The following is a 13,517-nucleotide window of genomic DNA, read 5'->3' on the forward strand; positions in this document are numbered from 1 at the left end:
GATCAGGAGGTTACTTGAACGGATATTCATGTTTGACTACCTGCGTGGGGGGCGGGGGGGGAGCACAGTTGTCGATCGACTGCGGTAGCGCCAGCACCGTGGCCGTGTTGGCCTGGGCTGATGGTGGGGCGTCGACATTGGCGTTCGACGGCCTACCGTACCTGCCCAGTGGCTTGTTCTTGGCCGAGGACGGGCAGGTCTGGACGGGCCGGCGGGCGTGGCAGGCCGCCGAGGCGCAACCGAGCAGGTTCATGCCGAACCCCCGCCGTACCGGCGATGACGAGTTGGTCGTCGACAGTGCTGAGGCGGGGGCGGTGGAGTTGGCGGCGGCGCCGTTGCGGCGGGCTGCTGCGGAGGCCGAAGGTGTTGTCGGTGAGCCGGTACGGGATGTGCGGTTGGTGGTGCCGGCCGGGTGGGGACCGCGTCGCCGTACCTGGATGCGGCAGGTCGCGCACCGGGCAGGTCTCGGGCAGCCCCGCCTGGTGGAAGCTCCGGTAGCCGTCGCGGAGCACCTGGTGGCCACAGGTGTACGGCTGACGGTCGGATCCTTCATCGTCGTGTGTGATGTCGGCGCGGGGGCCGAGGTGACGGTGCTGCGCCGAGGCCCGGCAGGGTTCGAGGTCCTCGCCACCCTCGCCGACCCTGCGGCCGGTGGTACTGCCGTCGACCTGGCGTTGACCGCTGCTGTGCTCCACGGCCGCGAGGTGCCTGCCGGCGGTATGGGCCAGTGGGTGATGGCGGAAAGCGTCCGGGTCGCGAAGGAAACCGTGGGATCGCACCCGGCGGTCACCGTGCCGGTCGCCGGCCACCACCCGGTCATCGCGGACCGCACCATGCTCGACACCGCCGCCCAACCGGCCGTACTACGGGTCGCGGAGTTGACCCAGCAGTGCATCTCCGCCGCCGAACTGACCCCCCGCGACCTCGCGGGAATCTACTGCGTCGGCGGCAGCGCCCACCTCCCACGCCTGGACACCGCCATCGCCGAGCAAACGGGAACCAGTCCGGTGCTGGTGGCGGAGCCTCAACTCGTCGCGGCACGGGGCGCCGCCGAGGTGGGCGCTCCCGCAGCGGGGGTGAACACGGTGGAGGTGACGGTGCCGCCGATCCGGCGAGCCGTCGCCATCGCGGTGCCCGGCCTCGCCTCCCCGGCACTGCTGTGGCAGGCCCTACGGACCGCCGAACGCAACAACACCCTCAGCGCGTACTACTACGTCCTGTTCAACCTGGGCGAATTGACGATGGCAGCGGTGTTCGCCCTGGTGGCCTGCATCGCAGCAGGCACCATCCTCGGCTCGTTGATCGCCGCCCGCAGCCCCACCCCCGAACTCCGCACCGAAGGCGGGAAAGTCAGCATCGGCATCCTCGCCGGGGTCTCCCTCGGCGTCGCCATCGCCGCCCTCTACGCGATCGTCATCAGCCAGTACTTCGGCCTACCCCTGCGCGGGTTCCTGACCTGGGCGCTCTGGCCTATCGCCCCCACCGCCGTCCTCGCAGCGGTCATGGCGATGATCGCCGCCCGACAATGGCGCACACCCTCCGGCGGCTGGTCCGCGCTCCTGGCCACACCCACCGGCTCGGTCGTCACCGCCGCCGTGGGCATGGGACTCATCCAGTACGCACGCACCGCCGACCGATGGCCACACCTGGTGGAATGGCTCGACCTCACCGCCCGCATCGGCGGACTCCTCCTCGGCATCGGCATTGTCATGGCCCTCGTGACACCCCTGATGTTCCGCATCGTCCTCGCCGCCCCGATAGCGGTGATCAGCGCCGCGATCGTCACCGGACAAGCCACCGGCATCCTCGGCGTCAGCTACGCCATAGCCATCACCATCTGGTGGGCAGCACGCGTATGGACCCGCCTCATCCACCCCACCACCACCCCCACCGCCCTCAACCCACAGGCCGAGGCAGCTGACATGCGCTGGCCACGGCAACTGATGTCACTGATCTTCGTCCTGGCGTTCCTGGTCGGCCCACCGGCGGTGCTCCTGACCGTGATCGGTCCGCCCCTTCGCGGATGGCCGACCTCGGAACAAGCACGAGCCTGGTTGCAGCAGCCGTTGACCGAGGAGACTCTGACCGCCGGACTTGCTATCGGCGCGTGGTTGATCTGGCTGCTCGTCGTCTACACCGTCGCCGTCCGGATCATCATCCGCCTCCGCGCGACCACGGCATGGCTCCGACGGGTGCCCCTTCCCACACCGCTACAGGCGACGGCCAGCGGAATGGCCGGCGCAGCCGTCTTCGGCGTCACCACCAACACCATCACCGACGCCCCACCCCAACCCGCACAGCCCACAGCAACCGGCACCGCCACACTCCACGACGAGACCGCCCCGGACGACCATCCCGACCAGGCCGTACGCGAAGACGGGGTCACGGTTCCCGGTGGCTGGCTGCCCCGAGACGTCGCCGAACAGATCACCGCCGCCGCAGCACTGGTCTGGCTACGCCGCCGCCGCGACTACCAACCCCACCCCACCCACCCCGACGACACCGACCTCACCCCACTACCACCCACCGTCCCCGCCGTCCAAGCCGCCCTCGCCGATGCCCCCTCGACGCCCTCGCCGTCGGACGGATTTGCGGCACTCGTCGAAGCCCTGCCGGTCGGCGGCGTGGGTCTTACCGGACCGGGCGCGCTGCCCGTCGGGCGTGGGCTGCTGGTCACCGCCATTCTGGCCGACCAACGCCACCCCTCGACATCATTGATCGTCACCAAGGCAACGCTGGCCTTCCTTCTCGGGCCAGCTGCGGAGACGCTCGGGCGACGCCTGCCGCTGACGATCGTCGACATCGCTGACGAAGCAGCACAGCTACTCCAACCCGCCGGCCCCGTCGCTGGTGAAGCCATTCCTGGTCAGCGTCAGGGTGAGACGTCGAGTGGACACGGCCATCGGAAGATCGTGCTGCTGAACGACCACGACGGCGATGAGCAGCAGTTGAAGCAACTCGCCGAGACAGGCACCGCCACCGCTGCTCTCGTCGTCGTACTGGGAGAACGGCCGGACGGGCCGAACTGGCACGCCGACTCCACCGGCCACCTGCACGACCCACACCACCCCGACATGCCGAGCCCACGGCTATGCGTCCTGGACCAGACGGCAACCACCGACCTCCTCACCGTCATCGCCAGTCCCGACCCGGCACCACTCCACCCCGCCAGCGGACGCCCACCACTGCCCTACGCGGGACCACCAGAGCTGCCACTGCCACGACAGGTTGCCCGGCGCGAACATCCACGCCTGCTCACCGCGCCCCAGCAGCGGCTTCATCTGCGCGTCCTGGGTGACCCGCAACTGCTCCTCGACGGCGAACCCCTGACCATCCGCCGCAGCGCTGGCCTCCAGGTCCTCGTCTACCTCGCTATCCACCCCAACGGGGCCGACACCGCACAACTCACCGACGCCATCTGGCCAGGACTACCCCGCCACTCCCTCACCGGCCGCCTCTACACCGCCCTCAGCGACCTCCGCAGCACCATCCGAACCGCAAGCGACCTACCCGTCATCGACCACACCGACGACCGCTACCACCTCAACCCCGCGCACATCGACGTCGACCTGTGGCAACTCCACGCCACCATCCACCAGGCTGCCGCCACCCTCCCCCACACCACCACTGCCTGGCAGACCGTCCTCGACGCCTACTCCGCCGACCTTGCTGACACCCGCACCTGGCCCTGGCTCGACCCGCACCGCGAAGCGACCCGCCGCCGAGTCATCGACCTGTGCGCCGCCCTCGCTGCCAAGGAGCCCGACCCACACCGCGCCCTGCAGTTACTGCAGGACGGTATCCGCGTCGACCCGTACAACACCGACCTACACAGGCTCGCCAGCGGTGCCCTCACCGACCTCGGCTGCACTCAAGCAGCCGCCGAGCTGCAGCACCGCCACCAGCAGACCCTTCGACGTGCTCGATCGGCATACCGCCTCCGAGAGGATCAGTAATCGGAACCGCCGCGCCCGTACGTATATGCGGGGAGCACCATCGAGTCGTCGGTTGGTGTGCTCGCTACGGCCGGCTACCCCCGGCAGTGAAGTGATCTCAGCGGCAACCCTGGATCTGGGGCAGACCACCCCACCAAGACGCATCTGCCGCCTAGAACTCACATACAGGGTTCAAGGAACGATGCGTTAGTCCATCCCCTTGCGGCCCGGGGTCCAGAACGGCTTGGTGATCACGTTGCGACGCGGCCAGTTCCGCTCCTCGACGAGGTGGCGGCGGATCAGCTGGATCGTCCGGGCTTCTCCGGCGAGGTAGGCGCGGCCGGGCTCGGCGGGCAGCTCCAGCCCGCGGACGGCCTCGACCAGCGTCTCGGAGGAAGCCGCGGACCGGCCCCGGCGGTAGCTCCACTCCAGGTCCCCGCGCGTCTTTGGGGCCAGGCGCTCGTGGTGGGAGTCGATCAGGTCCAGGCGCTCGTCCGGGGAGTCGATCTCGAACCGGCCAAAGACCCGGGCGTCGGCCGGCAGTGCCCGCAGCATCGGACCGTAGGCGGCTTGCGCGGTCTCCTCCCCGGCGAAGAGGTGGTACGGCGCCGGGGCGGTGACGAAGGTGCCTTGCGGTTTCATCAGCATCAGCTCGTCGCCGGGCCGGGTGGTGCGTGCCCACTGGGCGCCAGGGCCGTCCCCGTGGTCGAAGACGACCAGCTCCATGGTCTGGTCCTGGTAGCTCCACACCGTGTAGGTGCGCAGCGTGCCGACCAGCCAGTCGATGGCGGCCGGCCCCGGGGCGAGCTGCAGGCGTACGTGCTGGCCGGGCAGCCAGTCGAGACCCGCCAGATCGGGCCCGGTCAGGGTGACCAGCCGTAGCCGGGGGCCCAGCGGCTCGACCGCGTGAACCTGGGCGGCGACCAGCAGGCGGTCGAGCAGACGACTCTTCACAAGCGGTCCTCACCATCGGAGTCGAGCCTATTCCTTGCCGATCGACAAGGCGCGACTTGCCGATCGGCAAGTTATACCCTGTGGCGGTGACCTCCGCCAACCCCACTGCCGAGCCGATGCGGGAGCGCATCGTGGATGTCGCCGTCGAGCTGTTCGCCCGCCAGGGCTACCAGGGCACGTCGCTGCGGCACATCGCGGAGCGGCTCGGCGTCAGCAAAGCGGCGGTGTACCACCACTTCCACGCCAAGGACGACATCGCCCGCACGGTCATCGGCCGGGCCCTCGACGTACTCACCGAGGCGTCCGACCGGCTGGTGGTGGCCGGCACCGACCCGAGCGCCTGGCAGCGGGCCCTGCCACAGATCATCGACATCGCCCTGCGGCACCGGCAGATGCTCGTGGTCCTCGAACGCAACGAGGACGTCTTCCACACGCTGTTCGCCAACGACCCCGAGGTCGGCACCCGGCTGGCGGCACAGAACACGAAGCTGTCGGCGCTCTTCGCCGACCCGGCGCTCGACCCGCAGGTCAGGGTCCGGCTCGGCAGCACCCTGGGCGCGATCTTCGGCCCCTTGGTGATGCTGTCGGACCACTATCAGGACCTGCCAGCCGACCAGCTGCGCGAGCAGCTGATGGAGGTCATCAAGGTGCTGCTGGGCGACCTGTGACCCAGCTGTACTGCCAGGACGTTGGTTGAGGTCATGTGACGACACGACGTAGATAGGCGTGATGACGAAGGCCTCCGGTTGTGGAGTGGAGCTGTCTGCTGCCTCGTCATGCAGCCTTGAACGGGGAATCCATGTGGCGGATCTTGGATCTGATGACGAGTCCGGTCTTGGGTCGGACGTGTTGGTTGCGCCAGCGGATGCAGGCGCCTGTGGCGGTGTCCTGCTCGGCGTGGGTGCGGTGGTCGGTGCCGTTGAGAGCAAGGTGACGTACGGCGGCGAACTACGCCTCGATCCAGTTCAACCAGGACGCATTCGTCGGCAGGAACACCGGGTCCACCTGGTTGGCCGCGCACCAGCTGCGGACCTCGGGGCGCTTGTGAGGATCAAGCTGACCGCGACGCCGCGCCGAGCCGCTGAAGCCACGTCACACCTGCAAGCTGACCAATCTGCCACAGCACGGAACACCACAATCCGGCAGGCAGCAGTCCGGTACCGACATGGTTGCCCAAGACATACCGATCGACTACCTTCGAATGATGTATCGAGAATCTCGTTCGAGGGCCGGGGCCGCGAACGCCGACATCCTCGCCACCCGGGCGCTAACGCACGCATCCGGCTGGGGACCCTCGCCGCGGTCCGGTACTGGAGCCTGATGGCCGCCGGCCAGGTGAGCGAGGCGACCGGCGGTAGCCCGGCGAGCTGGGCCGGTTCGTGACCGACCCGGGGCGGGACGACGAGGCCGGATCACCGCCCCGCGTATCGCTACCGCAAGTCGTCGGACTGGTCGCCCGCGCCGGTGGCGCCTCCTTCTACGGCGTGCTAGCAACGATGTGCACGACTGGGATCGGTCTCGCCGCGATCCTCGTCCTCGGACAGAGCCTCGCCACAGAGTTAACCTCGCAGAACGGTCGGCCGGGCCCCTCGCTCTGGCTGCTGCTCGCCGCCGTAGTCCTACTCGCAGCGATCGTCTCGTTCGGCCGGATGGTCGGGGGCGGGCTCCACCGCCTGCTGACAGAGCAGGTCATCCGGTGGTGCGAGGAACAGATCACTCTCCTGTCGGCCCACAGCGAACTCATCGAGTTCGACTCCCCGGCGTTCCACGACCGGATCGTACGAGCCCGCCGGGCCTCTACTGCGGCCCTTCAGATCACGCTTGCGGTGCCAAGGGTGATCGCCTCACTCCTGACGGTCGGCGGCCTCGTCGTCGCCGTCGCCCTCACCGCCCCAATCCTGCTGCCGGTGGCGCTGCTATCCGGGCTGCCGGTGCTGCTGACCGGTCGTGCCCTCGGTGAGCGGCTGTTGACGTTCACCTGGGGGCATACACCGAGCGATCGGGAACGGCAGCACATCGAGAACATCCTTGAGTCGCGTGACCAGGCCGCCGAGATCCGGGTCTTCGGCATGCAGGGGTTCCTCGCCGACCGCTGGCGCCGCCTGTACGACGAGCGGATCGACGAGATCCGAGACCTGGTCCGGGCCTTCCTGCGCCGGGCCGTCGCTGCTGCGGTCGGCGTGGCGGTCAGCCTGGCCATCCTGCTGGTCTCGCTTGCGTGGCTGCTGGCCCGAGGCGACGTCGACCTGCTGTCGGCGGCGGCCGTCGCGATCTCCGTGCTCATCCTGTCCAACCAATCGCAGACGATCGCGGCCAATGTCGGTGCACTCCGGGAGCATTCCGGGCAGTTGGCCGACTTCCTCGAGACCATGCGGTTGCTGGACCGGCTCTCCAGCGCTGGTCCGGCCGCGAAGTCGGAAGCAGGGCCGTTGGCCCGGCTGGACGTGGACCACCTCACCTTCTCTTATCCGGCCGCTAGCCGTCCCGCGCTCAGAGACGTCTCGTTTTCCCTGCGGGGCGACGAGATGGTGGCGATCGTGGGACATAACGGATCTGGTAAGACGACCCTCGCCAAACTCCTCTGCGGTCTGTATGAGGCTCAATCCGGAGAGGTTAGCTGGAATGGCCGGCCGATTCGCACGCAGAACACGGGGAACGAGATCGGCGCGGTGTTCCAGAGCTTCGCCCGCTACTGGTTCTCGGCAGCGGACAACATCAGGGTCGGTGCGACCGCGGAGTCGGACGACGACGACCTGGCCCGGGTCCGGAGGGCGGCCCGGGAGGCCGAGGCGGACACGTTCCTCGCGCAGCTGCCCCGAGGCTACGAGACCCTGCTGGCGGCTGAGCTGAAGGGCGGTGTCGATCTGTCGGTGGGGCAGTGGCAGCGGGTCGCGATCGCCCGCCTCCTCTATCGGGACCCGTCCCTGGTCGTGCTCGACGAGCCGACCGCCTCGCTGGACGCCGAAGCGGAGGCGAAACTATTCTCGACCCTGTCCCGATTGCGCGGGAGCCGGGCCGTTATCGTTATCAGCCACCGATTCTCCACCGTTCGCGTTGCCGACCGGATTCTGGTTCTCAGCGGTGGCAGGCTCGTTGAAGAAGGCTCCCACGATGAACTGATGACGCTGGGCGGAGAATACGCTTCTATGTATTCCCAGCAGGCTTCGGCGTACGCCTGACCCTGCTCGATCCCACCCCCGTCAGCAACACCGGCCGGAAACCTGGTCCGGGCTGCCGGTGCACCACCGTCCCATCGACAGACATCGGCGCAGCCTAAGCGCCTGAGTAACCGTCTCGGCACCTACCCTCCTGGCCAGGCGCACGGTCTGACCTCAGGGCCGAACCGGCACCAAAGCCCGTGGGGACACCATAGGCGGTGACCCCACGGCCAACCGTGATACCCGGCGGTCTTATCGATTGGAAAACCCGGCCATGGGAATAGATCTAGCATCAAATAAATTGACCTCAGTCAACGGGTTGTGCACCGTCGACCCGTAGCATACGTTCAATCTATTAACCAACGTTGCCTACGGGCACTGGAGGTGTCAAGTGGCGGTCGAAACCAGAAAGCTGCGCATGCTGGGCGATGGCATGCACGGCGAGAACACGGTCACCACGTCGGCCAGCACCTGGGACGTGGACACGGCATCACTGGATCTCCGGGAGACGTACACCCAGTCTTATGTCCAGGGTGTCTACGACGAGATCACGGCCTCCGGCGAGGTGGAATTCGCCGCCCCCTCAGAGCCGACGCTGTGCCCCTGTAGCGCCACCTTCTGATCCTGGGCGCCCTGTCCACCGTCGCTCATCCGCAAGCGCGTTGCCGACTCGGTGCGTCGAGCGCCGGGCCGGCAACGCCGCGCCCAGGCATGTCTCCTGACAGCGCCCCCCACGCGCCGTGGGGCCGGGGCGCGTACGCACCCCGTTCAACCCTGGAGGACATGCGTGCACAGCCTCGACTCGCTCGGGTCGAACCTCAGACCGGCCTTCTCGGGCCGCCTACCCACGTTCATCAGTGACTCGACCACCCTGGTCGACAACCTGCGGCAGCACGGGCTGACCGCCTGCCGCTACAGCGAGCTCACCACGACGGATCCGAGCCTCCTGCGGGACGTGGTGGCGATCCCGATCGACTTCGCCACCACGCCGCCCGGGCCGGTCATTGAGCGACACTTCGGAGACTCGGCCATGCTCGTCCTGCCGGTCGCCTCCTTCTGCGGCACCGAGCGCGGCGCGCGGTACATGCTCACCTTCCTCAATTACATTGACTTGTCTCGATGCATTGACGGCGTCCAGTTCTGGCTCAGCCAGCTTGAGACCGCGCCCCGGCTCCGACTTGTCGGCGGTGGTACGGACGTCGAGGTCGTCCTCGGTGACGAGGTCAACCTGATGAGCCCCAAGGGCAACCTGGCTATCCAACGCGGCGAGTGGGTCAGCGTCGCCCAGTACCTTGAGGTCGGTCTTGTCTCGTCACCGAACGACCAGCGACCGCACCATGACATGAACGGCACGTTCGTGGCCGAAGGGTTCGTCGTGGCACACCACCGGCTCTACGCCGATCAGATCCGGCAGACGGCAGACCGGACATGGAGCTACCTGACCAACCTGCGTGCCCGCAACGGCGGCGCGCCCATCGTCGTCGACATCAGGCACTCCCGCCCGGTCAGCCTGACCTGCGGTTCGGAGTCTGTCCTCGACGAGGTGCTGACCTTCGTCGACCCAAACAAGCGGGAGTTCATCACCGAGTTCGGGTTTGCCGCGACCCAGTGGGCCGTCGACGTCGACTGGAGCATCAACTCACAGTTCAACGAAGCTGTCGGCGGACTGCACATCGGACTTGGCAACGGGGTCACCGGCGCCCACATCGACCTGGTAGCCCCGAGGGCGACTCTCGCATGAGCCAGGAATCGGATGCGGCACACGCTGACTGCCTACGGGTCGTACAGGCCTCCGGCGGGACCCTCGCCTGGCACGTCGGCTGCTACGAACTGGTGCGGTCACTACTCGGCGACGAACGGCTCGGACTGGCACACCCCCTACCGCGACTCGCCTCCCGCCTGCTGGACTCACCGATGGTCGGCCCGCTCGACGTCACGCCCGAGCAGGAACGCGCTCAGCACGACCTGATGCGCCAAGTCACGCAGACCATCGCGAGTTGGCGAGGCTCCCAGCGGCTCCGTCACCTGATCCAGCGAATTGTCGACGACCACGTCCGTCGCCTCGCCGACGCCCCTCAACCGGCGAACTTCCACCAGCTCATCGCCGCGCCCGTGCCCCGTACTGTGGTCGGCGCGATCCTCGGTGTCTCCGACAACGACCAGGAACACCTCGGCACGCTCATCGAGCGCACGCAGGACGGACACGACTGGCACAGGGCGAGCGCAGCCGTCACCCAGTTGCAGGACTACATGCTCCGGCAACTCCAAGAGCGAGCCCGTGCGCCGAGAGAGGACCTGCTCACGGTACTGGCGCAGACGGACAGCTCGTGGCAGGCGACCGGTACCCCCGCGCCGCCGATGCAGAACCTCGCTGCGTTGATCCTGATCGCCGGGAGCATCACCCCCACATCGGTCATCGATCACGGGTTGCTCCTACTGCTCGCCCATCCCGAACAGCGGGCCTTGCTCGACGAGGAGGAACTCGCCCCAGGCCTGATCGACGAGATCGTCCGGGTCCGCTCCTTCCTGCGTTCGCCACCGAAAACAAATCCGCCGAATGGGCTGTCCCGCTACGCAAACACCAGCTTCCAGCTCGCCGACGCACAGATCAATGTCGGCGACCTGATGATCCTCGATACGCACACCGCGAACTACGACGAGGGTCAGTTCGCCAATCCGTACGACTTCGACGGAGGCAGGCGGCGTAACCCACACCTGGGCTTCGGCTATGGGCGGCACCGGTGCCCGGGCGCCAACCTGGCCCGCCTCGAACTCGAACTGCTGTACCGGGCGATCTTCCGCAGGCTCCCGACCCTCCGGCTCGCCATGTCGCCGAACGATCTTCTGGACGAGATCCGCCGCGACGGCGGTGCCGTACGGACGGTGCCCGTCGTCTGGGACTGAGTGAGAGGTGACATCGAAATGACAGATTCCCCAGCCGCGCCGAGACAGCCGATCCGCAAGCTCTCCTTCTTCGGCAGCGGCAGCCGGCCACCACGCACCATCACTACCCCGCACAGGACCTACCCAGTCGCTCGGACCGCCGGATCCCCCGCTGACGCCACGCCGACCGACAGCTCCCTAGCGGGGTGCGTCTTCCGGCGTCCCGGCTGCCCATGCGGCGTGCCCTTCTGACAGAGATGATGTAGGGGCAGGTCACCCGGCCGGTCTGACTCACCCTCTGAGACAGCGTCGGGGTGGCCAACCGGTCGGTGCTGGTGCCGTCGTCGCCGCGGGTCACCGCGTCGAGGGCGTACTCGGTCAGCGACCGCTCGGCTTCACTGAGCGGGCCACCGAGCTGGATCTCCAGTAGCCCTTCCAGCAGCAGCAGCCGACGGGCCCGTTGGATCTGCAGCCATTCCGACTCCCCCTGGCCCGGCTGGCGGCGGATCCCGGCCAGGGGGTTCATCACCACCCCGGCACCGGGCCCGATGCGTACCGGCCTGATCCCCGCGGCCTGGGCGAGGGCGTCGTACTCACCCTTGACGTCAACGATGTAGAAGCGGGTGCCGAACGGGATACCCCGGAACGCGATCGTCTTGAGCAGCGACGACTTCGCCGAACCGATCTCCCCGGTGACCACCATGTTCGGGGCGCTGAGCACCCCGGCCCGATACAACTCCCGCATCGAGAACACAAACCCGGACCGGGAGTACACCTCCTGCCCGATCAGGGGCCCGTCCACCCCGAGGCCCGGGTCGGCGACGAACGGGTACACGCTGCACAACTGTGCGCTGGTGGTGACCAGCGGCGGCAGCCGCAGCCGCCAGAACACCCGCCCGGCCGCGCGCCCCAGGGCACCGCGACCGTCGACCGGCGGCGCACCCAGCAGCCGCTGCGTTGCGCGGCGCACAGCGCGCTGCTCGCGCGCCACGTCGGCCTGCGCCGCCGACAGATCACGCCACTGCGCCGCCTGCGCGACGTGCTGCGCCAGAGACCCTTCCCGCCGCACCCTCGCCCGGCTCACGCCAGCCACCCCCGCACCGGCTTGAGCCCCCTGGCCAAGGGCAGTGCCCCAGCGACGAAGCCCTGATCCTGCTCCCCGTAGAGCACCACCGCCTGGCAGCCGGTGCGGCCCAGGACGCGTTTGATCGCGCGCACGTCGTGGCGCAACTGCTCCTCACTTCCGGCGGTGACGGTGACGACGACCGCGTAGCGGTAGCGCACGTGCCCTGCCGCCTGCTCCCGGTCAACCTGATCCACCGAGCGGGCTTCCTCGTCCTCCCGCGCGGTGCGTACCAACCGCATCTTGCGTTTGGTGATCTCGTCACCGGCGCGGGCGACCTTGTCGCGCCGCGTCGCCAACTGGGCCAGCTGCGCGGGCACCGGCTCCGCGACGACCGTCACCGCACGCCGACCGGTGGTGCGGGTGAACAGGGCGGTCATCCATGTCGTGGCCACCGGCTGGCGCGGCATCTCGTACACCCACAGGCTCTGCGAGAACCCCGAGTCGTGACGGTAGGACGACCAGCCGATGTTCTCCGCGGCGATGGGCCCGGCCGTGTGCGGTGCCACACCACCCGCGCTCGCGGTCCGCATATCCGTGTCCGGCTGGTCCTCGGGGTCGAACTGGGTACGCAGCACCGCCGCGTACTGCGGCGGCGTCAACCAACCCACGGTGTCGACGCCGGCCTCCCGGACAGCGGCCTGCACACCACCGAGCTTGTCGAGTACCACGGTGGCGATGGCCGCGTCGGTGCCGCCCGCGTCGGCGATCTCCGCCGACAGTTTCTTCGTGTCGAACACGACGCTCAGGTACACCTCGTGGCGTTGCGTCGACGGCGCCGACCCAGCGGTCAACTCTGCCAGGGACCGGTACGCAGGCGTGTCCGTGGCGACCGCCGCCTGCACCAGATACCGCTGCGCCCGGTTCCCGGCATCCGGCACAGCGTGTGCTGTCAGCGCCCACCGGGCCAGACCACCGTCGGCGTACTCGGTACCGAGCAGATTCAGCACCTCCGCCCACGCCGACAGGCGCTGCTGCTGCACCGCACTGTCGGCCAGAACCAGGTTGCTGCCCGCGCAGAGCAGGGCCGCGGTGACGGTGCTCTCGCGGCGGTGGTGCAGCAACCCCACCTCGGTCAGCCCATCAGCGGCGACCGCCGGCAGCCAGCGGTACCCGGCGGCCGGACCCGGAAGGTGCAGGTGCGCACTGCCAGGGGTAGCGGCGAAGACACCACCCCGGTAGCGGTCCTGCCGGGCGGCACGCTGCACCAGCGCGCCGACGACGATCGGCGTCCACTCGGTGACGCGGCGGCCCCGCAGCCGCAGCAGGCCGACGGTGAACAGCAGCAGCGCTGCCAGCAGCATGCCGCCGGCGCTGCCCTGCCGACCGGCAACCAGGAGATTCGCGGCGATGACCAGGCAGATCACGCCGGCGACGGCCATGCCGATCTGTCCCCATGAGAAGCCCATGATCGAGCCCCGCGTGGACCGCGGTGGGAACTGAAACTGGGTCATCTGGTCTCCT

9 protein-coding genes are annotated in these 13,517 nt (G+C 68.5%); 6 read left to right on the plus strand and 3 right to left on the minus strand.

All coding sequences use genetic code 11. From position 1 onward, the window contains the following. Positions 1-68 precede the first annotated feature (68 nt). Entirely contained in the window at positions 69-3,956 is a 3,888-nt protein-coding gene (locus ACQP1S_RS21445; protein ID WP_432898385.1) for an Hsp70 family protein, read from the plus strand. A 186-nt stretch (positions 3,957-4,142) separates the two neighbouring features. Here the strand turns inward: ACQP1S_RS21445 and ACQP1S_RS21450 are convergent, their stop codons facing one another. Beyond that, complete coding sequence (locus tag ACQP1S_RS21450; RefSeq protein WP_432898388.1) at positions 4,143-4,889, minus strand: siderophore-interacting protein; 747 nt, start codon at positions 4,887-4,889, stop codon at positions 4,143-4,145. 86 nt (positions 4,890-4,975) lie between these two features. On the opposite strand from ACQP1S_RS21450, the gene ACQP1S_RS21455 reads away from it, so the two are divergent. The 5 genes from ACQP1S_RS21455 (at position 4,976) to ACQP1S_RS21475 (ending at position 10,951) form a co-directional block, all read left to right on the plus strand. Beyond that, on the plus strand, positions 4,976-5,557 hold the full coding sequence (locus ACQP1S_RS21455; RefSeq protein ID WP_432898391.1) for a TetR/AcrR family transcriptional regulator: 582 nt from the start codon (positions 4,976-4,978) through the stop codon (positions 5,555-5,557). Positions 5,558-6,268: 711 nt separating this feature from the next. After that, complete coding sequence (locus ACQP1S_RS21460; protein WP_432898394.1) at positions 6,269-8,068, plus strand: ABC transporter ATP-binding protein; 1,800 nt, start codon at positions 6,269-6,271, stop codon at positions 8,066-8,068. Between the two features lie 397 nt (positions 8,069-8,465). Further along, complete coding sequence (locus tag ACQP1S_RS21465; protein WP_432898397.1) at positions 8,466-8,669, plus strand: hypothetical protein; 204 nt, start codon at positions 8,466-8,468, stop codon at positions 8,667-8,669. A 165-nt stretch (positions 8,670-8,834) separates the two neighbouring features. Continuing rightward, positions 8,835-9,788 (plus strand): hypothetical protein, encoded by a 954-nt coding sequence (locus ACQP1S_RS21470; RefSeq protein ID WP_432898400.1) that lies wholly within the window; start codon positions 8,835-8,837, stop codon positions 9,786-9,788. Further along, positions 9,785-10,951, plus strand: coding sequence for a cytochrome P450 (locus ACQP1S_RS21475; protein ID WP_432898403.1), 1,167 nt, complete (start codon positions 9,785-9,787; stop codon positions 10,949-10,951). The genes ACQP1S_RS21470 and ACQP1S_RS21475 overlap by 4 nt, the downstream gene beginning before the upstream one ends. A 103-nt stretch (positions 10,952-11,054) precedes the next feature. Here the strand turns inward: ACQP1S_RS21475 and ACQP1S_RS21480 are convergent, their stop codons facing one another. Together ACQP1S_RS21480 and ACQP1S_RS21485 are read right to left on the minus strand one after the other, a co-directional pair. Next, a complete protein-coding gene (locus tag ACQP1S_RS21480) occupies positions 11,055-12,014 on the minus strand; it encodes a hypothetical protein (protein ID WP_432898406.1) in 960 nt (319 codons plus the stop codon). Further along, complete coding sequence (locus tag ACQP1S_RS21485; RefSeq protein WP_432898409.1) at positions 12,011-13,507, minus strand: SCO6880 family protein; 1,497 nt, start codon at positions 13,505-13,507, stop codon at positions 12,011-12,013. The genes ACQP1S_RS21480 and ACQP1S_RS21485 overlap by 4 nt, the downstream gene beginning before the upstream one ends. Between the last annotated feature and the right edge of the window lie 10 nt (positions 13,508-13,517).

The organism is Micromonospora matsumotoense, assembly GCF_050951065.1.
Taxonomy (GTDB): Bacteria; Actinomycetota; Actinomycetes; order Mycobacteriales; family Micromonosporaceae; genus Micromonospora; species Micromonospora matsumotoensis.

Coding starts and splice junctions, on each gene's coding strand:
- ACQP1S_RS21485 (WP_432898409.1), bottom strand. CDS start 13,507: ATGACCCAGTTTCAGTTCCCACCGCGGTCCACGCGGGGCTCGATCATG.
- ACQP1S_RS21475 (WP_432898403.1), top strand. CDS start 9,785: ATGAGCCAGGAATCGGATGCGGCACACGCTGACTGCCTACGGGTCGTA.
- ACQP1S_RS21465 (WP_432898397.1), top strand. CDS start 8,466: ATGCTGGGCGATGGCATGCACGGCGAGAACACGGTCACCACGTCGGCC.